The organism is Comamonas nitrativorans (genome assembly GCF_042654765.1).
Lineage (GTDB): Bacteria > Pseudomonadota > Gammaproteobacteria > Burkholderiales > Burkholderiaceae_C > Comamonas > Comamonas nitrativorans.
On the sequence record NZ_JBHSEW010000013.1, the window covers coordinates 28,886 to 51,602 of the forward strand.

Genomic DNA, 22,717 nt, shown 5'->3' on the forward strand with positions numbered 1-22,717 from the left:
CGCGCCCTGCGTCATTCGCCATATCACTAATCTATATCAAGACATAGCCAGGAAAGCCCCCATTTTTAAGGGTTTTAACGGACAATCGCCCCCTTGTGGCCGGGGGGCGCTGCCCCTTCCTGCGCCGCAGTTGGCTGGCCCCCGGCGGGTTTGTTGTTGATTCTCTGTTGAATTGTTTATGAGTGCCTTTCACGAAGAACGTGTGTTGTCGGTGCATCACTGGACCGACCGTCTGTTTTCCTTCACCACCACCCGCGACCCCGGGCTGCGCTTTTCCAACGGTCACTTCACCATGATCGGCCTGAAGGTCGACAACAAACCCCTGCTGCGGGCCTATTCCATCGTCAGCCCGAACTGGGAGGAGCATCTGGAGTTCTTCTCGATCAAGGTGCCCAACGGCCCGCTGACCTCGCGCCTGCAGAACATCCAGGTGGGCGACACCGTCATCGTCGGCAAGAAGCCCACCGGCACCCTGGTGACCGACTACCTGCTGCCCGGCAAGAACCTGTACCTGCTGGGCACCGGCACCGGGCTGGCGCCGTGGCTGTCCATCATCCGTGACCCGGACACTTACGAGCGCTACGAAAAGGTCGTCGTCGTGCACGGCGTGCGCCACATCGAAGACCTGGCCTACAAGGACATGCTGGAAAAAGAGCTGCCCGAACACGAGCTGCTGGGCGAGATCGTCAAGGACAAGCTGATCTACTACCCCACCGTCACGCGCGAGCCGTTCCGCAACGAAGGGCGCATTTCCACGCAGATCGTCGAAGGCGTGTTCCCGCAAAAAATCGGCCTGCCCCCGCTGAACCGCGAAACCGACCGCGTCATGCTGTGCGGCAGCCCGGCCATGCTCGACGAGCTGAAAACCATCCTGGAAGAGCGCGGCTTCAACGAAGGCAACACCACCACGCCGGGCGACTTCGTCATCGAACGCGCGTTTGTGGAGAAATAAACCGCCAGCGGTTTTCCCCTCCCCTTCTTTCGCATCAGGCAGCCTCGGCTGCCTGTTTTTTTGTAGCTTCTTCCGCTGTTGAAATAAGATTATTTAATACATTTACACCTGAAATCATTATTTCATCATCGTAAAATGCTATTAAATAGTAAGCATTGACCATCAAAACCCCATGCTGCTGCACTCCGCCTTTCACCTGCCGCGCACCCTGCGCCGCGCTTTACTATCTGCCCTGGCCGTAGGGGCAGTATTGGCGGCCTATTTCCAACTACCGACACTGGCATATTACTGGGGACAAAGCCTGCTGCATGAAACGCAGCTGCGTCCCACATCGCTGTGGCTGCCGGATTACCGCGTCGTGATTCAGGGCCGACCCTTGCAAGGCGTGGATAAAAACCTGTCCGGCCTGACATTCAGCGACAGCACAGACACGCTGTTCGCTACCACCAACAACCCGGCGCAGATCGTGGAGCTGACGGCGGAGGGCGACGTGCTGCGCACCATCCGCGTGCATGGCGCACGGGATACGGAAGGTATCACCCACATCGAAGGCGGGCGCTTCATGCTCTCCGGCGAGCGCCACAACGCGCTGTATACCGTCGATATCGGCCCCGACAGCCGCGAAGTGCAGGCCCGTGAAATGGTGCGGCTGCCGCTGGAGACGCTGCACCACAACCTGGGCGTGGAAACCGTGTCCTGGGATGCGGGGGCGCAGCGTTTGCTGGTAGGCCAGGAAAAATGGCCGCTACGGCTGTGGAGCCTGCACGGTGTGCAGCCCGATATGCTGCCCCCTTTGCCGCACGCCTTGCTATCTACGCCCTCTTCGCCATCTGTGCCATCTGCGTCGCAGATAGCACCTGCCTGGCCCGGCCAGCCCTGGGGTGCACTGTTCATCAACGATCTGGCCTCGGTCACGGCCCACGCGCCCACCGGCAATCTGTTGCTGCTCAGTGAGGAATCTGCCTTGGTCGTGGAATATGACCGCCAAGGTGCGCCCGTCAGCTTGCTGCCGCTGTGGCGCGGTCTGCACGGGCTGGCACGCAAGATTCCCCAGCCCGAGGGACTGGCCCTGGCGCCCGATGGAAGGCTGTTCATCGTCTCCGAACCCAATTTGTTTTACCGCTTTGAGAAGCAGCCTGCGCTGCCAGGCCACTGCTGCGTGCCAGCGGCATCCATGCGTGCCACCTCGTAGAATCATTGGTTTTCTTTCAGGGGGGCGCAACCATTGTGCGGCCTTGTGCGGCACTTGTGTGCATGGTTGCCTGCCAACCCGCGCCCACCTGGGTTTGGCAGATTGTCTGAACGGCTGCGTTCAGTAGGCGAGAAAACATGCGCAATTCCACCCCCATCCCTCCCATGCGTCTCTCCGGCCTGGAGCCGGTGTTCATCGGCGAAGGCAGCCTGTTCGTGAACGTGGGCGAGCGCACCAACGTCACCGGCTCCAAGGCATTCGCGCGGATGATTCTGAACGAGCAGTACGAAGACGCCCTGTCCGTCGCCCGCCAGCAGGTGGAAAACGGCGCCCAGGTCATCGACGTGAACATGGACGAGGCCATGCTCGACAGCAAGGCCGCCATGGTGCGCTTTTTGAACCTGATCGCCTCCGAGCCGGACATCGCCAAGGTGCCGGTGATGGTCGATAGCTCCAAATGGGAAGTGATCGAGGCCGGCCTGCGCTGCCTGCAGGGCAAGGGCATCGTGAACTCCATCTCGATGAAAGAGGGGGTGGACAAGTTCAAGCACGAGGCCAAGCTGATCAAGCGCTACGGCGCCGCCGCCGTGGTCATGGCCTTCGATGAAAAAGGCCAGGCCGACACCTTCGAGCGCAAGATCGAAATCTGCGAACGTGCCTACCGCATCCTGGTCGACGAAGTGGGCTTTGCGCCCGAGGACATCATCTTCGACCCCAACATCTTCGCCATCGCCACCGGCATCGAGGAACACGCCAACTACGCCGTGGACTTCATCAACGCAGTGCGCTGGATCAAGGCCAACCTGCCGGGGGCGAAGATCAGCGGCGGCGTCTCCAACGTCAGCTTCTCCTTCCGGGGCAACGAGCCGGTGCGCGAGGCGATCCACACCGTGTTCCTGTACCACGCCATCCAGGCCGGGATGGACATGGGCATCGTCAACGCCGGCATGGTCGGCGTCTACGACGACCTGGACGCCGAGCTGCGCGAGCGCGTCGAAGACGTGGTGCTGAACCGCCGCGAGGACGCCGCCGAGCGCCTGCTGGAAATTGCCGAAGCCGCCAAGGGTGCCGCCAAGGACGACAGCAAGAAGCTGGAATGGCGCGGCACGCCGGACAACCCCAAGACCGTGGGCGAGCGCCTGTCGCACGCCCTGGTGCATGGCATTACCGACTTCATCGTGGAAGACACCGAGGAGGCCTACCAGCAGCTCGTCGTCCAGGGCGGGGGCCGCCCGCTGCACGTCATCGAAGGGCCGCTGATGGACGGCATGAACATCGTCGGCGACCTGTTCGGCGCGGGCAAGATGTTCCTGCCCCAGGTGGTCAAATCCGCCCGCGTGATGAAGCAGGCCGTGGCCCACCTCATCCCCTACATCGAGGAAGAAAAGCGCCAGCAGGAAGCCGCAGGCATCGACGTTTCCAGCAAGGGCCGCATCGTCATCGCCACCGTCAAGGGCGACGTGCATGACATCGGCAAGAACATCGTCACCGTCGTGCTGCAATGCAACAACTTTGAAGTCATCAACATGGGCGTGATGGTGCCCTGCCACGAAATCCTGGCCAAGGCCAAGGAGGTGAACGCCGACATGGTGGGCCTGTCCGGCCTCATCACCCCCAGCCTGGAAGAAATGCAGTACGTCGCCGGCGAGATGGACAAGGACGAGTACTTCCGCAGCCGCCAGACGCCGCTGCTGATCGGCGGGGCCACCTGCTCGCGCGTGCACACCGCCGTCAAAATTGCCCCGCAATACAACGGCCCGGTCATCTACGTGCCCGATGCCTCGCGCAGCGTGGGCGTGGCGCAAAGCCTGCTGGGCGAAAACCGCACCGCCTACCTGGCCGAAGTCGCCGCCGACTACGAACACGTGCGCCAGCTGCACGCCAAGCGCAAGAAGCAGCCCCTGTGGCCGATCGAAAAAGCCCGCGCCAACCTGCCGCAACTGGACTTTGCCAACCCGCCCCCCGTCACCCCCCGCGCCCTGGGGCGGCGCGTGTTCAAGAACTTCGACCTGGCCGAAATCGCCCAATACATCGACTGGGGGCCGTTCTTCCAGACCTGGGACTTGGCCGGCCCCTTCCCCGCCATCCTCGACGATGAGATCGTCGGCGAAGAAGCCCGCAAGGTCTTTGCCGACGGGCAGGCGATGCTGAAAAAAATCATCGAAGGCCGCTGGCTCACCGCCAACGGCGTCATGGGCCTGTTCCCGGCCAACCGCGTCGGCGACGACATCGTGTTCTACACCGACGAAACGCGCACCCAGGTGCTGATGACCTGGTACGGCCTGCGCCAGCAAACCGAAAAACAGGTGGACGCCGAAGGCCAGTTGCGCCCCAGCCGCTGCCTGGCCGACTTCGTTGCACCCAAGGAATCGGGCATTGCCGACTACGCCGGCATGTTTGCCGTGACGGCAGGCATCGGCAGCGAGAAGAAGGAAAAAGAGTTTCTGGACGCGCTGGACGACTACAGCAACATCATGTTCAAAGGCATCGCCGACCGCCTGGCCGAAGCCTTCGCCGAATGCCTACACCACCGTGTGCGCACCGACCTGTGGGGCTACGGCGCGGGCGAGGCGCTCACGAACGACGAACTGATCGCCGAAAAATACCAGGGCATCCGCCCCGCCCCCGGCTACCCCGCCTGCCCCGACCACACCGCCAAGATCGACCTGTTCAAAACGCTGCAAACCGATGAAATCGGCATGGCGCTGACCGACAGCATGGCCATGTACCCCGCCTCCAGCGTCAGCGGCTTCTACCTGGCGCACCCCCAGGCCACCTACTTCAGCGTCGGCACCATCGGCGACGACCAGGTACAGGACATGGCCCGGCGCCGGGGCATGGATGTGGAAGAACTGCGCCGGCGGCTGGCGCCGAGTTTGGGGTGACGGGTTTCTCCGCAAAAAAATCTGCGGTTTCACCCTTGGTATGCTCTTGATTTCCAAGCTGCTACCGATTGCAAAATCAGGTTTTCAGGCATCTTTACTGCTGAAAACCAACATCAGCCAGCAGTAGCAGCTCATCTTTTTAATCACTAACCGCAGCAGGCGCCTTCTTCACCAGACCAAAGTGCGCCAGCACAGGCAGTAATTCGGGGGTTTTTTCCGACTCCTGGTACAGGTAGCTCAATGCCTCTTCCAGTGCTGAAATGCCGAAAATATCTTTTAGCTTTATCAATTGTGTGATTGCTTTTTCTTGTCTCCCATTTAATGAGAAAATATAGCAAGATTTAACCAAAGAAAATTTTCTTGGAAAACGATTTGCAAAAACATCGACTCTTTCAAGCAAATCTTCACTATATCCAGACTTTAATGGGAATCTAGAAAAATAAACTGTTTCCTTTAATTCATCCAAAAGAATAGCTTGTGATACAGCTTGCACTTCTTCTGGAATAAAATTCTCTTCCATTTTTCGAGTAGCTTCTCGATAATCAGATTCAATAATCAAATAATTATTCCAAAAAGCTACTGTTACCGCCAACCCAATTATTGCAATAATTGCTATCGAATTTTTTGGAGCTGATATTTCAAATTCCCTACTGCGGTGCTGTCCTTCTACGATGCCAAGCAGTAATCCTGCAGGCAACAGCAAAAATAAATACGCATATGGATACTCCAACATACTGTGGATCAAGAAAAACAACAGCCCCAACCATGCAAAAAGACTTTTTACCGTATTTTTTTGGAAAAATAAAGTGCCTAGCCATGCTGAAAATAATACAACAATAATGCCGCCAATCCAGGGACCATTCCAAAGAAGAATATCTAAAACAATATTATGCGAATAATGGTAAAAAATTGCCTCCGGCGCTTGTGCTGAAAGCAAACTATGCGCCAAAGGAATTTGCCCCCAGCCAAATCCATACCACGGCCCATGGGCAATAAAGTAAAGGGCCTGTTTATACATATCCCACCGGTGTGCCTGCGTGGCCCGTTCCAGCACGGAACTGACTGGTGCTTCCAGGAAACTCCCTAATACAGGCAGCATCAGCACAAACCCGACATACACCCCAACCAACAGCAACACATGGCGGGCAGTGGTGCGCAGCGGCATCCGGTGGCTTTGCCAGAGCCAGAAAAACGGCAAAATCGCCGCCACCACCCAAGGGGTTCGAGATTGGGTCAACGCCAAGCCAAAAATCAGTAACAATGCCAGTATCAATGCGAAATAATTTCTGATCTTGTTCTGTTCAAAAAGATAAAACACCCCGGCCAAACCAAATCCGAAAAGGGTAGCGAGATTGTTTGGCTGCCCCAAATTAGCATAAGGACGAGAGCCTCGAATAGGCATAATCCAAGAAATATCTACTCCGTTTGCCAATCCAGTCCATTGAAGCATTGCAATTAAAAAAGATACCAAGCTGCCAATAATAAATACTATTGATAAGATTTTACAAAAATCAATGGAGTTATTTGAGTTATCTCTTATATTACTCCCGATAAAAACACTTAACCCAAAAAGAAAAAAGTAAATAAATGACTCAATCGCATCACCAAAATATAGCAAGACACCAATGGCAAATTGAATTATTGGAATCCATGCAATAACAAAACTCCCCACCAACGGAATGCTAAAATAATATTCTTTTTTATTATTTAAAGAAATTAATAAAATAAATAATGATAGTACCGCTGCAACTTCTTGATGCATCCTCGTCCAAGGTAGAAAGGATATTGGTAAAATCCAACCAATCATCAAGAATATTGAGAATAAAAAATAATTATATTTTAATTTCATAATGGATTTTAAAAACATTTTCCATATAAAAAGCCCACCGCATCCACGGTGGGCTTTAGAAAAAATTTTACAGTCAATTATTGCAGTTTACAGTTCGCATCCGCATCGCAAACGGCGTCCTTATCACCAGGCCCAGCAGCTTTCTTGTTACCTTTTACCTTACCACCATCAGCGGCACTGCCAGTAGATATATCAGTAAAACTGCCGCAAGCACTTGCTGTAACACTGGGTATGTCGCTAGGATTCCCACCTTCAGAACTCCAAACCAGAAGGGCATTGGAAAATCCTTTCGTTTCAGCCAAGCAAGCATTATTTGCAGATTTGGTTGTGTAATTACGATATTGCGGCAAAGCCACAGCAGCCAATATACCAATAATCGCTACGACGATCATCAGTTCGATCAGGGTAAAACCCTTTTGGGCAGAACGCAGGGTGCGCTTCATAGCAAACTCCTTGAAGAGGGATGAAAAATCAAACACATCTCTTCAAGCAAATGCTGTGCCAATTTTTTCACCCCCTGGCGCCAGAGCGTACCGGCTGGGAAAACTGCCAGGCAATGACAAAAACCCACGGTAATGAGTGACGGTTTATGGATGAGGTGACATTTTTTGTCAGTCGCTGGCAGCCAAAGTCAGCGTATCGAAGGCAACGATGTTGCGGCTGTCCCGGCTGAACTCCACGCCGATCAGGTGGATGGGTTCACCCCGGCTGCGGTATTTCTCGGCGTAGTTTCTGTCCTGCAATTGTTGTAGCGCCTTGCCCTCGGGCGCCAGCTCTACCACCTTGAACTCGAACAGGTAAACATGCCCGTCGAAGCGCACGGTCATGTCGATGCGGCCCTGGTTGGTGGCGTCTTCCAGGGTGATGTCGATACCCAGCGCCGCAAAGTGGCTGTAGAACACGCTGGCGTAGAAGCCCTCGTACCGGGCAATGGGGCTGCTGCGGTACCAGTCGTGCGGAATGCTGGCAAAAAAAGCATGGAACAAGTCCCGCATGGCGGGGACGTTGTGCGTCTTGAGCAGTTCGATCAGGCGCAGCCGCTGGCCAAAGGCGGTCATGCCGTCGGCCCCCATGCCCAACAGCAGACTGGCGTTGAGGCTGGCTTCCACTTCCTTGTTGGGGTAGCCCAGGGTGTAGACCCATTGGCCGATGATGGGTTGATCGACGCCGTGGATGGTCAGGTAGCCGGTCTGGAACAGCAGGGCCTCGCTGACGATGTTGTCCACGTCGAAGGTGGAGATCAGCGCTTCGCCCGCATACATCCGCGCAAGATTGGGGGTGAAGTAGCCGCGCTGGGTCAGCAGCTTGATCAGGAAGGTGGGTGTGCCGGTTTCAAACCAGTAGGGGCTGAAGATGCGGTTGCGAAACAGCAGCAGCAAGTCAAACGGGTTGTAGACCGATGTGCCCAGCCAGTTGTAGCCGTTGTACCAGCAGCGGATGTCCTCCCGGTTCAGTCCCGGCAGTTCGGGGGCAAATACGGTGTCGATGTCTTCGTCGGTGTAGCCGCAGATGGCGCTGTAGCGGGGTGAGAGGGTGATGTCTTCCAGATTATTCAGGCCAGAGAACAGGCTGACCTTGCTGAACTTCGATACCCCGGTCAGAAACGCAAAGCGCACATATTGGTCGCTGTCCTTGATGACGGAATAAAAATCCTTGAGTACCTCGCGGATGGCCTGGGCACGTTCAGGGTCTTCGATGCGATCAAGGATGGGTTTGTCGTATTCATCGACCAGGATGACGACGCGCTGGCCGCTGCTCGATTCCAGATGGCGAATCAGCTCGATGAACCGGCTGCGGGCATCGGGGTACTTTTGCGCCAGTCCGCTGCGCTCTTCATGGTGCCGCAGTTGGGCATGCAGGCTTTGCTGCAAGTCCTGCACCGACCCCAGCACACCGCCGCCAAAGCTGAAACGCAGCACGGGGTATTTGACCGACCAGTCCCAGTGCTGCTCGGCGTACAGCCCCTGAAACAGGGCGGCGTTGCCCTCGAACAATTCCTTCAACGTATCCAGAAACAGGCTTTTGCCAAAGCGCCGGGGGCGCGAGAGGAAGAAATGCGTGCCTTGCCGGACAAGTTCAATCGCCAGCGGTGTCTTGTCCACGTAATAGTGTTCGCCGCCCTCGCGGATTTTGGCGAAGGTCTGGATGCCGATGGGGAGTTTCTTGCGTTGCATCGGGCCATTGTAGGAGGGGCGTTTGCGGGCCGATGGCGGCGGCTATAGAAACGCCAGTCGCTGTCGCCTGAGTGCGTCACGGTCGATGCTGGCGGCCAGTAGCGCCATATCTGCCGGGCTGACGCCAAGCGCCGAGAAGTGCGCGACCCATCGATCAACGGTCGCTGCAACCTGCCGGATCAGTTCAATGGCGCGGGGCCTTTTAATGCCGTATTCGTTGATCTGGGTGAGCGCATTTTCAAGGCTGGATTCCGCCCCCATCGTGCCAACAATCAAGGCTTGGTAGCCAAGGTTTTGCAGGCTGGGAACGACGTCATAAGCAGGACTGAGGTCGTAGTAGCCATCCGCCAGGTTGAGGCAGAGGCTGTGGTTGCGCTCGTGGTCGTCGGTGTTGTCCATCAGGATGTTGAAGACCATGCGTTTGAACAGTTCTTCGCGCATGGCGGCTTGCCTGTCCGGGTGGCCCAGGCGCAAAAGGATGGTGGCCAGATTGCCGTAGCTTTGTTCCAGCCCTGCTGCACGCAAGGCGGTATTGGCAGATTGGCAATGCACGCGGTAGGGGCCGATGCGATCAAACCGTTCAATAGTGAGAGCGTGGCGCCGCTTGCCATGGCGCATGGGCAGCGGCAACACGGCGGTGTTGGCTACGTGCAGCCCAGTTTGGACGGCCAGCGTCATGGTGGCGTGTTCGATGAGTGGGGTGTCGACGGGGTCATCCACTTCGCTGAATTTGATGACGCAGGGGCCGTTATCCGTTTGCAGCAGTGCTTTGGGCCGTGCGCCGCCCAGGGTGACGCCGGGCTGGATGAGGCGCTGAATTTCTGCGGTGATCGGGGCTTGGGTCTGGACGTTTTCCACCGCTGCTGCAAGCTGGGCCAGATCCGCTAGATGTGGATAAGGGCTGAGACGGCGGGGGATGTATTGGTCTGCCGAGGTGGAAATGCCCAAGGCGCCAAAACGGTCATCTCCCGCAAAGAGCAGCATTTCCAGAATGGACAGGCGTGCAGGTCGATCGATGTGGCGGATGATGCGTTCACCCCAGCGGTCGGGTCGGGCATCGTCGATCGCGCCTGGGGCTGTGTTGTTTTCACCAGCGCTGAAAACTTGCCCCCGGATGATGGGCATGTCTTCGCTCAGAACCTGTTCACGATCTCAGCGCGAAGGCGTGCGGGATGTGGATCGGGATGGGCTGCCAGGCGCAAACCGCAGCCGTAGCGGTGCTATGGCGAGGATTTGCAACGACGCAGAGCGCCCGAGGCCACGACTGCACGCCCGCGTGGAGATCGTGAACAGGTTCTCAGGGCGAAGTGCCACCATTGCGGCGTGTAGACGAAAGTGGCGCAATCTTTGACCAGCGCGGAGAGGCTGACTTCTCCCACCAGCGTGGGGGCCGTTGGATTGACCATGGCCCACACATAGAGCTGGTCTTGGGGCACATAGGTGCGTGGAGACACTGCATGGCTTGCGAAGGCTGTCATTTCCTGTCGTGTCCTGTCATTTCTTTTCAGGGCCTGATTGGCCCAGCAGGGCGGCCAGGCCAGCGGCGGCTGATGAGGCAGGGGGCTGCTGATTTGCCGGGGTGGATACGGATACCTGGGGCGTTCCAAAAGCGATCGGGGCAAGCGGCGCGGGCCTGGCAGCCTGTTTGCGTTTGCCCTGCGCCTTGGCAACTTCTTTCTCCAGCGCCGCATGATCGTTTTGCGGCGCGATCAGGTCGGCCAGCCCGGCCGCCTGATTGACAAGCCATAGGCACATTACGTACGAGGCCATGGCAACGGATGGGTCGCCACGTTCGATACGTGCCATGGTCGGTTGTGATATGCCCAGTTTCCTGGCCCACTGCGCTTGAGATTCGCCGCGCCGCTTGCGGGCAATGACGATGTTTTGCGCAAGCTGCTCAATCTGCCTGAGTACGGCTTGCGGGTAGTTGGCGGGTGGGGTGTTTTGGCGCGGCATTCATTGATATTATTGTTTTTGCAAAAATATGCAAATCTATGAATCAATTCCCGCTACAGGGCCTTGAACACGCCCTCACAGCGCCAGTTCATACCCCACCGTCAGCGGCGCATGGTCGGAGAATTTTTCGCCCTTGTAGATATTGCTGCTGCGGGCCAGCGTGGCCAGGGCCGGGGTGGCCAGGTGGTAGTCGATGCGCCAGCCGACGTTGTTGGCATAGGCCTGGCCGCGATTGCTCCACCAGGTGTAGCCGGCGTCGGTGGCGTCCGGCTCCAGGCGGCGGTAGACGTCGTGCAGGCCACCGCTGGTTTTGTCCTCGGCCAGCAGCATGTCCATCCAGGCGCGTTCTTCGGGGGTGAAGCCGCTGTTTTTCTGGTTGCTGCGCCAGTTTTTGATGTCCTGCTTAGTATGGGCGATGTTGATGTCGCCGCACAGGATGAAGTCACGCTCCTGCTTCATCTGCATCAGGTGGCGGTGCATGGCGTCCAGGAAGCGGAACTTGGCGCTTTGCCGCTCTTCGCCCGACGAGCCGCTGGGAAAGTAGCTGCTGATGATGGAGAGCTTGCGCTGCGGCGTATCGAAACGGGCTTCGATGTAGCGGCCCTCGGCATCGAATTCGGCGTTGCCGAAGCCGACGATGACGTCGCTGGGCGCATAGCGGCTGTAGATGCCGACGCCGGAGTAGCCCTTTTTCTCGGCGCAGTGAAACCAGCCGGGCAGGCCAGCCAGCATCTCGAAACGTCCGGCGATATCCGGCTGCTGGGCCTTCAGCTCCTGCACGCAAATACAATCCGGGTTCATTGACGCCAGCCAGGATTCCAGCCCTTTGGTGGTGGCAGAGCGGATGCCGTTGAGGTTCAGGCTGGTGAGTTGAAACAGAGAAGAAGTATTCATGACCAATCAAAAGATCGCACCGACGGCGGACACCGCCGCCCTGGCGCAAGAGTTCGTGGAATTTGCCGTACAGGCCGGGGTGCTGCGCTTTGGCGAGTTCAAAACCAAGGCCGGGCGGATGAGCCCGTATTTTTTCAACGCAGGCTTGTTTGACGACGGTGCCAAGCTGGCACGCCTGGCGCAATTTTATGCACAGGCGATTGTTGCCAGCGGCATCGAATTCGACATGGTGTTCGGCCCCGCCTACAAAGGCATTCCCCTGGCCGCCACCGTTGCCGTCGAACTGGCCCGCATGGGCAGGAACGTGCCCTTTGCCTATAACCGCAAGGAAGCCAAGGACCATGGCGAAGGCGGCACCCTGGTCGGGGCGCCGCTCAAGGGGCGGGTACTCATCATCGACGACGTGATGAGCGCAGGCACTGCGGCCCGCGAATCGATCGCCCTGATCGGAGCGGCGGGCGCTACGCCGCACGCCGTGGCGATTGCCCTGGATCGCCAGGAAATGGCCACGGAAAACGGCCAGGACGTGCCCCACAGCGCCGTGCAATACGTGCGCCAGCAACTGGGTCTGCAAGTGTGTGCAATTGCTACACTGGCGGACTTGCTGGCCTATCTGGCCACCCAGGCCGATGGCGGCGCTGCGATGGCCGAACACTATCAACGGGTGGCGGCCTACCGCCAGCGCTACGGGGTGCAGCAATAGAAATAAACCAAGGTGCGAAAGCGGGGCAAAAACACATGCGTTATCACTTCGCGGTCGGTTGTTTGGCAATGACGGTGCTGGGCGCCGCCGCCGCGCAGAGTGTTGGCGTGTACACCTGCACCGACGACCATGGCCGCCGCCTGGTGGCCGACCGCCCCATCCCCGAGTGCCTGGACCGCGAGCAGCGCGTACTGGGCCCCAGCGGCGTCGAACGCACGCCACGGGCGCCCGTCCCCACCCAGGCCGAGCTGGAACGGGCCGCCCAGGAAAAGCAGCGCCGGTTGCAGGAACAGGAACGCATCCGGGAGCAGCACCGCATCGACCAGGCGCTGCTGCTGCGCTACCCGGACAGCGCCGCACATGAGGCCGAGCGCCTGCAGCAGGTGCAGCATCTTGACGAGTTGCAAACACTGGCCCGCGCCCGCCTGCAAGACCTGGAGCAGGCCTACGTTCAGGCGCAGAAAGACCTGGCGGCCCAAGGCAACACCCCGCAGCCTGCCGCCAGGAAGGCCGTGCAAGCCGCCCAAGCCGCCGTGCTGGGGCAAAAACGCTCCATCGAGGCCAACGAAATCAATCGCCAGCGCATCATGCTGCGCTTCGACGACGAGGCGCGACGGCTGGAAAAACTCTGGGCGGGCACGCAGCCCTGACCCCACTCCCCGCTGCCGCCTACTGCAAGGTGCAGGCGTTGCGCTGTCGCAGCTCTGCCCACGAGCGGCCATCCAGGCCGGGATTGGTGCTGCCGGGCCAGTCCGGCTGCGCAAGCAGCGCTCCATACCCCACGGCGCGAATCGCCGTCTCGGCCAGAAGGGCATTGGTGTGCTCTGCCGCCGGGGCTGGCCCGTCTGCCGGTGGTTGCAGGGCAAAGTCGGGCAATACGCTGGCGTGCTGCGTGCGGATGGCGGGATTGGCCCAGACGAGCATGGGCACTTCCAGGCTGCTCAGACCGGCGCCGTGGCGGTAATCCTCCGCGCAGGGCGGCAGCAGCACGCCGTGATCGCTGGTATAGAGCAGCAAGGCGCTGCGGTTCGTGCTGGCCGCCGCCAGCAACTCCGTCCACTGCGCCAGCAGATCGCTGCTGTAGCGCACGCTGCTGTCGTAGGCATCGGCCAGGGGGCGGTAGCCCAGGGGCGTGCGCTCTTGCGGCAGCGGATGGCTGCCATAGGTATGCAGAACGATCAGCTTGCGGGGCGCAGGATCGGCCAGAGCATCACGCAGGCTGGCCGTCAGCACCTCGTCAAGATCGCCGTTGCCCACTTTCTGGTACACCGTGCTGGAGCGGCGCAGGGCGTAACTGAAGAAATCTTCCTGGGCGCTGAAAAACCGCGAATTGGTAAACGCAAAGGTTTTGTACCCCGCGTGCCGGGCCAGATCGATGAACGACGGCGCCTGGCGTGCCGTGCTGTCCCGTGCCGACATGCCGGTCAGCATGAACGGCAGCGCAGCAGCGGTATTCCAGCCCTGGGCCAATACCGTCGTCACGGCCATGTCGGGCAGGCTGGCCAGCGGCGCATTGGTATCGCCCCCCTGGTAGCCCAGCAGCGACCAGCGCTGCGCCGTGGCGCTTTCCCCCAGCACGACCACCACGGTATCCACCTGAGCGCCGGAATCTGCCGGTGCAACAGGCAGGAGCGGCGGCTGAAAAAGGCCGTTGGCAATCTCCTGCTGGCGCATGGTTGCACGCACCATGTGCAAGGGATAAAGGCTTTTGGCCTTGCGCATGAACGTATTGGCGTTGAGCTGCTGCACCAGCACATACACCAGCACCAGTGCCCAGAACAGCCCGGCCCCTTGCCAGACTCTGCGCAGCAGCAGGGACGAGCCACGCAACCCGGGCAGCGTGCGCCAAAGCGTATGGCCCGCCCATGCACAGGCCAGCAGCCAAAGGCCTACCGCCATCCAGGCGCTGCCGGGAACGGTGGGCAGAAACTCCACCGTTTCCCCCGGAGTGGTGCGCAGCATGGTCGCGAGGAAAAACTCATCGGCCAGAGCACCGAAAAAACTGGCATGAACGATATTCAAACAGCCCAGCAACGCCAGCCCGCCGAACACGACAGGTTGCATCGGGCGCAGCAACAGCAGCGGTGAAAAACACCATGCAGCCAGCAGGAGGTGTGCCACCGATGCGACCGACACCCCTGGCAGCAAGCTGGGAATGAAAAAAAGCAGCCAGGCGGCCAGCACCCGCCCGGTCTTGATGCGCATCCGATTCATGGAGTGGTTTTTAATAAAAAATGGCCTGAACGCTTATCCAACAAGCGCAAACAGCTATCAAAATCAGGATAGAAAACCACGCTCGACCTGCAATTGCGCCACCTGCGCCATGATGCGTCGCTGTACCTTGCGCACGTAGTGACCGTTGATCCGGGCGCTCATTGCCCGGATGGGAATCAGCAACTTTTCTCCAATGCCGTCCACCAGCACGAACTCGGGTTGTTCGCTGCGGCTTTCGGTGTACATCAGCCCCGCAATGTTCACCTCTCCAAAGACGATGTGCAGGCGCACGCAATCGTCGAAGAAGCGTTCCAGCGCCTCGTAATGCCTGGACTGCAACGGGGTATCGCGGGCCAGGGCTTCCAGCGTCCAGCCCTGGCCGTCAGGGCCGGTGATTTTTTCCGTCACCAACCCCAGGCCATGGTCGGTAGCGACCAGGCCACAAGGCGTTTCGACCGGAAAGGTGAATTGCCCGGTGCCGTAGTGCGTCTTGCACAATTGCAGGTACTGGATGATTTCGCGGCGGAATTGGCGGTAAATGCCCTGGTGCAGATTCCGCTTCAACCACCCATGCCTGGCAAAACCGCCGTCACTGGCAACGATCGCGGGCTGGACGGTTTTTATGATTTGGCCGGCATGAACCGGATGCTGGTAAATATCCTTGATGGTTCCATTGCCAATTTTTCGGAGATTTTTAATTTCCAGCACCATGGTACGCCCAGCCTTTATTCGAGAATCTTGCACTGCAATACAGCCAGCACAGCATGATGATGAAGAAGTTATATTCTCTGGCATTCCACAGGGAGGCATTCACAAGGCTGTCCCCAATGAATATGGCAATGAATCCCATGAACAGCGGGCGGTATTTGGGATGGTTCCAGGCAGCCCAGACCAGGGTGGCCAGCAGCGCCAGGAACCAGGCGAAACCAAGAATGCCCATTTCGGTGAAGAAGAACAGGAATTGATTATGCGGCGTGCGGTCGCCCACATTGCACCATGCCGGTTCGGGGGCTTTTTCGCACCATTTGACGCCATGGCTGCCCAGGCCCCAGCCGGTCAGGGGGCGTTCTTGAATCAGTTCGATGGATTTCATCCACATATACCAGCGTGCGCCGATACTGGTGAGTTTGGGCGCTTCCTGGGCGTTCACCTGCTCGAAAATCAGAATGGTTTCCTGCCTGGCCTCCTGATAACGGGTTTGTATGCCTTTGGATGTATTGAATGCCGTCACGCCGGCAATAAAGACCAGGGCCAGGCTGATGATGGAAAGTTTCTTGGGCAGACGGAATACGATGTAGGCAGACACTCCCAGGAACAATGCGAGATACCCTGTGCGCCCAGCAGACAGGTAGAGTGTGGAGGTGGCAGCCAAAACGATGGCCAGAATCAGCAAAAGATTGATGAACATTTTCTTTTCCTTGCCGATCATGTCGATGCACAGCAGGGCAAAAAACGACATCATGATATTCTGGGTGATATAATTTCCGAAAACGGTATGGTCTCCACCCCAGCCCAGGTTTTTATTGCTTGACCAGGGTAGATTGAACCAGATACTCAAATAGGTAGATACCAGCACGAAAATCATGCCGATAAAAAATCCCTGCATACAGCGCTGGCGTGTTTTGTCGTCGGCCAGCAGCGGGAGCAGTACCACGGCAAGGGCTATTTTCAGGTATTTCTTGAAATTTTCACCCAGCGTGCCACTCCATGGCGAAAGGCTGTAAGTGGAGGTTATTATTATCAGAGCCAGAAGAGCAAGCAGAACAAGTACGAGGGGTTCTTTCTTGACTTGGGCAAGGGTCGATTTTATTTTGGGCAATGCAAGAACAATCGCCAGCGTATACCCGACATTGTGCAGTGCCAGCGAAAATGGCAGCGTCAGATAACTGAAAACAAGAAAAAATACCGCCAACGTATTTATGGTTTCCAGGTAATTTTCTTTTGCAAAAGGTTTTGACTTCATGAAAATCATTGTTAACTTCATCAATTTGGAGAAGGACGACGAGCGATGCAAAAGAATGCAGGCGCAGCTCGAAAATATCGGTTTTCCTGTGGAAAGGTTTTCTGCAGTATGGTGGAACGATCTGACGCCTGCGGCGCAGGAGAATTTATTTTCCAGCAGTAAAAACGCTCTACAGTATTACAAGCCTTTGGCAAATGGAGAAAAGGGATGCTACGCCAGCCATATTCACGTATGGCGCAAGCTATTGGCCAGCGATGCGCAGGCCATGGTGGTGCTGGAGGACGACGTGCGGCTGCATACCGATTTTTCCGAAGTGATTCATGGCATTGCCCGGATCGGGCAGCCGTGGGACATGATCAAGCTGGTGGGCCGCAGCCAGGAGAAGGTGCGGGCCCAGCGCCCTCTGGTGGCGGGCCATGGCTTGATTCAGTACGCGCGGGTGCCAAGTCTGACGGCCGCGTATGTTATCAGCCGGGCCGGGGCGGAAAAGCTGCTGCGCACCCGGGTGCCTTTTGGCCGTCCGGTCGATGTGGATCTGCGCTTCTGGTTTGAAAACGATCTGCATGTTTTCGGGGTGCTGCCTGCGGCGGTGTCCCTGGATGACACCAGCGAAATCAGCAGCATCTGGCAGCAGCGCTCCGGCCTGACATTGCCGCAGCGCTGGCGCAAGTTCTGCATGAAGCTGCAACTGGCCTGGGGCAACGCCAGGGCACGGCAGCCGCAGTTGCCGTTGAGCTGAAAGAATCCGGCTAGCTATTGATAAAAGAGCTGTTACTTCTGTTTATTCAATGATTTCAGGTATTTTTGTATCTGAAATTGTTTAAATACCAGCGGTACCAGCTCTTTTTTTCGGAGATTTTGAGGTTATCGCTTTGGTGCTGCCATTGTGGGAAGCAACGGTGCCTCCAGCAGCGCCTGATAGCGCTGCCCCATCTGTTCACGACCATAGCGGGCCAGGGCGGTGCGGCGGGCCTGGGCGCCAAGCTGGGCGGCTTGCTGTGGGTGGGTAAGCAGTTGCTGTAGCGCCTGGGCCAGCGCGGGGGCGTCCTGATGGGGGACGAGCAGGCCGTCGGCGGTGTCTTCAATCACTTCTTGCAACCCGACGACGCGGCTGCCGATGCAGGCGCAGCCGGCAGCCATACCCTCCATCATGGACAGGCCCAGCCCCTCCCAATGGGTGGACAGCACGCAGACTTGCACCCGCGCGAGGCGCTGCGGCAGATTATCGACGTTGCCCAGGAAGTGGACTTGGTCGTCCAGCCCCAGCGTGTGGGTGAGGTGTTCGGCCTGTTTGCGCAGCCGTGCGCTCCCCCCGCCGGCCAGATACAGCGTCGGCTGCAAGCCTTGTGTTTTGAGTATCGCCAAGGCACGGATCAGCGTGGCATGGTCTTTTTGCCGGGCGAAGCGGGCGGCCATGAGGATAGCTGGCTCGCGCTGCTGCCAGTCGGTGGGGATGAGGCTGTCGGGGAATTTCTCCAGCGCAATGCCGTTGAGGATGGCAATGCAGCGTTCGGGCGGAAAACCGCGCTCGATCAGGGCGGCCCGTACACCTTCGGAGACGCCGATACTGGCCTGCGTGGCGGGGGCCAGGGCCAGCGCCTGCTGCAAGCGGCGGGGCGTATAGCGCTCGCGGCTGTTGTGTTCGACGTGGAAGATGCGCGGCACGCCTTCGGCCACGGCGGCCTGACGGCCCCAGATGTGGTCGCTGAAGCCGTGGGCAAAGACGGCATCGGGCCGCCATTCGCGGATGATGCGCCGCAGCTCCCGCACGGTGAGTACGTGCAGCCAGTTGGAGACGACACGCACGTCCAGCCCCTGGTCACGCAGAGCCTGCACGCGCTCGGCGCTGGTGTTGCGTTTGCGCCGCAGCACCAGCAGCACCTGCGTGCCGGGCGTGCGCCGGGCGGCCAGGCACAGGTCGATGGCGACCTGGGTCGCGCCGGAAAAGCCGCCGGTGACAAAGTGCAGGATGCGCATGGAACCGAGAGGGAAAAGAAGGCAAGAAAAAAGGGCTTGGCAAGGCCAGCCCTTTGGCGGTTCTTAGTGCCCGCCCTTGAACACTTCGCCCGCTTTCAATTGGTAGACGGTGCCGCAGTAGGGGCATTTGCCTTTGCCGTCGTGGCCGACGTCGATGTAGACGCGCGGGTGGCTGTTCCACAGCTTCATGTCGGCCTTGGGGTGGGGGCAGTAGAAGTCGCCAGCGGGGTTGAGGTCGTGGGCGGTGAGTTCTACGGCAGCGGGAGCGGTGACGGTCATGCGGGTGTCTCTTTCTGGAGGAATCTGGACAAATCTGGCCGGAGGCGGTCAAGCGCCGGATTTTAGAGCGTGCTTGTGGTGCTGGGGCGGTGTTTACTCCAGGCCGCGCAGGGTGTCCATGGCTTCATCGACGCGCTCGACGGCGTGGATGGTCAGGCCCGGGATGGCTTTTTTCGGCGCGTTGGCCTTGGGCACGATGGCGGTGGTGAAGCCGAGTTTGGCAGCTTCCTTCAGGCGCTCCTGGCCGCGCGGGGCGGGGCGGATTTCGCCGGCCAGGCCGACTTCGCCAAAGGCGATGAAGCCGCGCGGCAGCGGTTTGCCGCGCAGGCTGCTGGTGATGGCCAGCATGACGGCCAGGTCGGCCGCCGGTTCGCTGATGCGCACGCCGCCAACGGCATTGACGAAGACGTCCTGGTCGGCGCAGGCGACACCGGCATGGCGGCTGAGGACGGCCAGCAGCATGGCGAGCCGGTCGCGCTCCAGCCCGACGGACAGGCGGCGCGGCGCGGGGCTGCCGCCATCGACCAGGGCTTGAATCTCGACCAGCAGCGGGCGTGTGCCTTCCAGGGTGACGAGGACGCAACTGCCGGGCACGGGTTCGCTGTGCTGGCTCAGAAAGATGGCGCTGGGGTTGCTGACGCCCTTCAGGCCTTTTTCCGTCATGGCGAAAACGCCGATTTCGTTCACCGCGCCAAAGCGGTTCTTGATGGCGCGGATGAGGCGGTGCGGGCTGTGCGTGTCGCCCTCGAAATACAGCACGGTATCGACCATATGCTCCAGCACGCGCGGCCCGGCCAGTGCGCCTTCCTTGGTGACGTGGCCGACCAGGATGACGGTGATGCCGGTGCTTTTGGCCATGCGCGTGAGGTGGGCGGCGCATTCGCGCACCTGGGCGACGGAGCCGGGGGCGCTGGAGAGCTGGTCGGAGTAGATGGTCTGGATGGAGTCGATGACCACCACGGCGGGCTGGGCCGCTTCGACGGTGGCAAGGATTTTTTCCAGCTGGATTTCCGCCAGCAGATTGACCTGGCTGCCGTCGATGCCCAGGCGGCGCGAGCGCAGGGCGACCTGGGCGCCGCTTTCTTCGCCAGTGACGTAGAGCGTGGGCAGGCCGTTGCGTTGCAGCGCATCCAGCGCTTGCAGCAGCAGGGTGGATTTGCCGATGCCGGGGTCGCCGCCGATCAGCACCACGCCGCCTTCGACCACGCCGCCGCCCAGCACGCGATCCAGCTCGCTCAAGCCGCTGGGGGTGCGGGCAACGTCCTGCGCCTCGATGGCCGAAAGCGGGGTGACGGGCTGGGCGTTGGCCAACCCGGCGTAACCCTGGGGTGCGCCCAGGCGGTTCTTGCCGCCGCTGGCGCTTTCAGCGACGGTTTCCACCAGGCTGTTCCAGGCGCCGCAACTGGGGCATTTGCCCAACCAGCGCGGGGTGGTGCCGCCGCAGGCGTTGCAGGTGAAGAGGGTTTTTTCTTTGGCCACGTTGCTTGAGAAAATGAAGCTTGTTCCGCAGACAAACAAACGATTTCAGAATGAAAACTATCTGAAATCGTTTTAATAGAAGCGGAAGAAGCTATTGATTTTTAATCATCGCACCTGTGGCACTGGCGCCGCAAGGGATGGGGGTGTCACCCCTGATCATGCACCAGCAGGTCGGCGGTGATTTCGCTGACGTTTTTCACGCTGGTCAGCGTCATGGCAACGCGCATTTCCTTTTCCAGCAGGTCGAGCAGGTTGGTCACGCCGGCTTCACCGTCGGTGGCCATGGCGTAGACGAAGGCGCGGCCGATCATGGTGCAGTCCGCGCCCAGGGCGAGCATCCGCACGATGTCCAGGCCGTTGCGCACGCCCGAGTCGGCCAGAATCTTGATCTGCCCCTTGACCGCATCGGCGATGGGCGGCAGGGCGCGGGCCGAGGACAGCACGCCGTCGAGCTGGCGGCCACCGTGGTTGGAGACGATGATACCGTCCGCGCCGAAGCGCACGGCGTCCTTGGCGTCCTCGGGGTCGAGGATGCCCTTGATGACCATCGGGCCTTGCCAGAAATCGCGAATCCACTCCAGGTCTTTCCACGAGATCGAGGGGTCGAAGTTCGCGCCCAGGTAGCCCATGTAGTCTTCCAGGCTGACGTTCTGGCCCTTGTAGGCCGAGATGTTGCCCAGCGTGTGCGGGCGGCCCAGCAGGCCGACGTTCAGCGCCCAGTGCGGATGCGTGACGGCCTGCAGGTAGCGGCGCAGGGCGGCGTTGGGGCCGCTCATGCCCGAGTGTGCGTCGCGGTAGCGGGCGCCGGGGGTGGGCATGTCCACGGTGAACACCAGGGTGGAGACGCCGGCGGCCTGGGCGCGTTCCAGCGCATTTTTCATGAAGCCCCGGTCTTTCAGCACGTAGAGCTGGAACCACATCGGGCGCTTGAGCCGGGGCGCGACCTCCTCGATGGGGCAGACCGAGACGCTGGACATGGTGAAGGGAATGCCCTTCTTGTCCGCCGCGACGGCAGCCTGCACTTCGCCCCGGCGGGCGAACATGCCGGTCAGGCCCACCGGGGCCAGGGCGACGGGCAGGGACAGCTTCTCGCCGAACAGCTCGATGCTGGTGTCCAGCTGGCTCATGTCCTTCAAGACGCGCTGGCGCAGGGCGACCTCTGCCAGGTCGCTGACGTTGCGGGCCAGCGTTTTCTCGGCATAGGCGCCGCCGTCGATGTAGTGAAACAGAAAGGGCGGCAGGCGCTTTTGTGCGGCGGCGCGGTAGTCGGTCGTGGAAGAAATGATCATGAAAACGTTCCCTGGATTGGCGGCAGCGCCTGCCACGATGATGGCCGCCAATGGTAGGCCGGGGCATTGGCGTTAGCCCGCCTTTGCCGCCGCCTTGCAAAAATTTCATGGGAGGCCAAAACGGCCTCAAACGGGCCTCAAACGGTGCAGACCACTTCCAGGTCCCAGCCCTGGCGCTCGGCCTGGGCGGCCAGCGCCTGCAACTGCGGCAGCAGCGTGGCGGCCATGTCCAGCGCCAGTGTCACCACCAGGCTGCGCTGGCCGGGCCAGTCGGCGCTGCTGGCGTCCAGTTGCCCCGCCAGGGCCGCCGCAGTGGCCGTATCCGGCGCCTGCGCCCACAGGATGACGCCGTCCACCTGGGGCAGGGCGCTCAACCGCGCATGGGCGCTGCGCAGCCGTGCAGGCGCAAAACCCTGCGCCCCGGCCCCCAGCAGTACCTGCAGGGGCTGCTGGCTTTTGTGCGCGGCCAGCCAATCGATGTGGGCGTCGCACGCCACGGCAGGCCACAGCCCCAGGCGCGAACACAGCTCCAGCGCCCGGGCGTCGGCCACGCCCGGCAGCAGCGCGATCGGGCCGCGCCAGCCCAGGCGGCGCAGTTGTCCGGCAGTGGCCACGTCCTGCACGGCAAAACCTTCGGCAGCGTGCAGGATTGAAAAATTTTTTGCGACCAACCCATCCTGCGCGGACAGGCCGCCCCACAGCCGTGCCTGGGGCAGCGCGGCAGACAGCATCGGCAACGGTGCAGTGGCGCAGGGCGCAGCGTGGGAAGAAGCGGCAGGGTCGGTCATGGCAGGGGTTCCGGCAAACGGCGGATTCTGACACTGGGCTGCGTGATATAACCACCCGTCTTTTTTCTTACAGGGGTGCCGGGCCTGCCATCACGCCGATCACGCAGGCTGGGCGGGTTTCTT

The 22,717-nt window shown here is 59.7% G+C and carries 21 protein-coding genes and 1 pseudogene; 6 read left to right on the forward strand and 16 right to left on the reverse strand.

Translation table 11 applies throughout. The features are described from left to right. The first annotated feature begins 178 nt into the window (after positions 1-178). A complete protein-coding gene (locus ACFO3A_RS13585; RefSeq protein ID WP_377727383.1) occupies positions 179-952 on the forward strand; it encodes a ferredoxin--NADP reductase in 774 nt (257 codons plus the stop codon). A gap of 34 nt (positions 953-986) precedes the next feature. On the opposite strand, the gene ACFO3A_RS13590 is transcribed toward ACFO3A_RS13585, so the two are convergent. Then, positions 987-1,115 carry a hypothetical protein gene (locus ACFO3A_RS13590; RefSeq protein WP_377727385.1) on the reverse strand — a complete coding sequence of 43 codons (129 nt, stop codon included), beginning with the start codon at positions 1,113-1,115 and terminating at the stop codon, positions 987-989. 9 nt (positions 1,116-1,124) lie between these two features. Here ACFO3A_RS13590 and ACFO3A_RS13595 point away from each other — a divergent pair, with 9 nt between their 5' ends. Together ACFO3A_RS13595 and metH are read left to right on the forward strand one after the other, a co-directional pair. Continuing rightward, positions 1,125-2,144 (forward strand): SdiA-regulated domain-containing protein, encoded by a 1,020-nt coding sequence (locus ACFO3A_RS13595; RefSeq protein ID WP_377727387.1) that lies wholly within the window; start codon positions 1,125-1,127, stop codon positions 2,142-2,144. A gap of 137 nt (positions 2,145-2,281) precedes the next feature. Then, complete coding sequence (metH, locus tag ACFO3A_RS13600; RefSeq protein ID WP_377727389.1) at positions 2,282-5,029, forward strand: methionine synthase; 2,748 nt, start codon at positions 2,282-2,284, stop codon at positions 5,027-5,029. A gap of 139 nt (positions 5,030-5,168) precedes the next feature. Here the strand turns inward: metH and ACFO3A_RS13605 are convergent, their stop codons facing one another. The 7 genes and pseudogenes from ACFO3A_RS13605 to ACFO3A_RS13635 form a co-directional block, all read right to left on the reverse strand. Then, entirely contained in the window at positions 5,169-6,791 is a 1,623-nt protein-coding gene (locus ACFO3A_RS13605; protein WP_377727392.1) for an O-antigen ligase family protein, read from the reverse strand. A 412-nt stretch (positions 6,792-7,203) separates the two neighbouring features. Next, positions 7,204-7,321, reverse strand: a pseudogene (locus ACFO3A_RS13610) (type IV pilin protein); the annotation flags it as partial. Positions 7,322-7,489: 168 nt separating this feature from the next. Continuing rightward, on the reverse strand, positions 7,490-9,052 hold the full coding sequence (locus ACFO3A_RS13615) for an ATP-binding protein (RefSeq protein ID WP_377727394.1): 1,563 nt from the start codon (positions 9,050-9,052) through the stop codon (positions 7,490-7,492). Between the two features lie 42 nt (positions 9,053-9,094). Next, positions 9,095-10,177 (reverse strand): type II toxin-antitoxin system HipA family toxin, encoded by a 1,083-nt coding sequence (locus ACFO3A_RS13620; RefSeq protein WP_377727396.1) that lies wholly within the window; start codon positions 10,175-10,177, stop codon positions 9,095-9,097. A gap of 95 nt (positions 10,178-10,272) precedes the next feature. After that, complete coding sequence (locus tag ACFO3A_RS13625; protein WP_377727398.1) at positions 10,273-10,530, reverse strand: hypothetical protein; 258 nt, start codon at positions 10,528-10,530, stop codon at positions 10,273-10,275. A gap of 16 nt (positions 10,531-10,546) precedes the next feature. Next, complete coding sequence (locus ACFO3A_RS13630) at positions 10,547-11,008, reverse strand: helix-turn-helix transcriptional regulator (RefSeq protein WP_377727400.1); 462 nt, start codon at positions 11,006-11,008, stop codon at positions 10,547-10,549. A 75-nt stretch (positions 11,009-11,083) separates the two neighbouring features. Then, a complete protein-coding gene (locus ACFO3A_RS13635) occupies positions 11,084-11,887 on the reverse strand; it encodes an exodeoxyribonuclease III (protein ID WP_377727443.1) in 804 nt (267 codons plus the stop codon). A 13-nt stretch (positions 11,888-11,900) separates the two neighbouring features. Between ACFO3A_RS13635 and pyrE the strand changes: the two genes are divergently transcribed. Further along, positions 11,901-12,605, forward strand: coding sequence for an orotate phosphoribosyltransferase (pyrE, locus tag ACFO3A_RS13640; protein ID WP_377727402.1), 705 nt, complete (start codon positions 11,901-11,903; stop codon positions 12,603-12,605). A 35-nt stretch (positions 12,606-12,640) separates the two neighbouring features. Then, a complete protein-coding gene (locus tag ACFO3A_RS13645) occupies positions 12,641-13,255 on the forward strand; it encodes a DUF4124 domain-containing protein (protein ID WP_377727404.1) in 615 nt (204 codons plus the stop codon). Positions 13,256-13,274: 19 nt separating this feature from the next. Here ACFO3A_RS13645 and ACFO3A_RS13650 read toward each other — a convergent pair whose 3' ends face one another. From ACFO3A_RS13650 to ACFO3A_RS13660, 3 genes are all read right to left on the reverse strand, one after another. Continuing rightward, positions 13,275-14,819 (reverse strand): sulfatase-like hydrolase/transferase, encoded by a 1,545-nt coding sequence (locus tag ACFO3A_RS13650; protein WP_377727406.1) that lies wholly within the window; start codon positions 14,817-14,819, stop codon positions 13,275-13,277. A 63-nt stretch (positions 14,820-14,882) separates the two neighbouring features. Next, positions 14,883-15,629: a YrbL family protein gene (locus ACFO3A_RS13655; protein WP_377727410.1), complete on the reverse strand. Its 747-nt coding sequence runs from the start codon at positions 15,627-15,629 to the stop codon at positions 14,883-14,885. After that, positions 15,514-16,782: an O-antigen ligase family protein gene (locus ACFO3A_RS13660; protein WP_377727413.1), complete on the reverse strand. Its 1,269-nt coding sequence runs from the start codon at positions 16,780-16,782 to the stop codon at positions 15,514-15,516. The genes ACFO3A_RS13655 and ACFO3A_RS13660 overlap by 116 nt, the downstream gene beginning before the upstream one ends. Between ACFO3A_RS13660 and ACFO3A_RS13665 the strand changes: the two genes are divergently transcribed. Continuing rightward, positions 16,781-17,521, forward strand: a complete 741-nt coding sequence (locus tag ACFO3A_RS13665) for a glycosyltransferase family 25 protein (protein WP_377727415.1) — start codon at positions 16,781-16,783, stop codon at positions 17,519-17,521. The two genes, ACFO3A_RS13660 and ACFO3A_RS13665, sit on opposite strands and share 2 nt — an antisense overlap. 125 nt (positions 17,522-17,646) lie before the next feature. On the opposite strand, the gene ACFO3A_RS13670 is transcribed toward ACFO3A_RS13665, so the two are convergent. The 5 genes from ACFO3A_RS13670 to ACFO3A_RS13690 form a co-directional block, all read right to left on the reverse strand. Then, entirely contained in the window at positions 17,647-18,759 is a 1,113-nt protein-coding gene (locus ACFO3A_RS13670; RefSeq protein WP_377727417.1) for a glycosyltransferase, read from the reverse strand. Between the two features lie 63 nt (positions 18,760-18,822). Further along, the gene (locus tag ACFO3A_RS13675) at positions 18,823-19,038 is read right to left on the reverse strand and encodes a zinc-finger domain-containing protein (RefSeq protein WP_377727419.1); all 216 of its coding nucleotides are present in this window, start codon (positions 19,036-19,038) and stop codon (positions 18,823-18,825) included. Positions 19,039-19,131: 93 nt separating this feature from the next. After that, entirely contained in the window at positions 19,132-20,517 is a 1,386-nt protein-coding gene (gene radA / locus ACFO3A_RS13680; RefSeq protein ID WP_377727421.1) for a DNA repair protein RadA, read from the reverse strand. Between the two features lie 146 nt (positions 20,518-20,663). After that, positions 20,664-21,806 carry an FMN-dependent L-lactate dehydrogenase LldD gene (gene lldD / locus ACFO3A_RS13685; RefSeq protein WP_377727423.1) on the reverse strand — a complete coding sequence of 381 codons (1,143 nt, stop codon included), beginning with the start codon at positions 21,804-21,806 and terminating at the stop codon, positions 20,664-20,666. 137 nt (positions 21,807-21,943) lie between these two features. Next, a complete protein-coding gene (locus ACFO3A_RS13690; protein ID WP_377727425.1) occupies positions 21,944-22,594 on the reverse strand; it encodes an alanine racemase in 651 nt (216 codons plus the stop codon). Positions 22,595-22,717 lie beyond the last annotated feature (123 nt).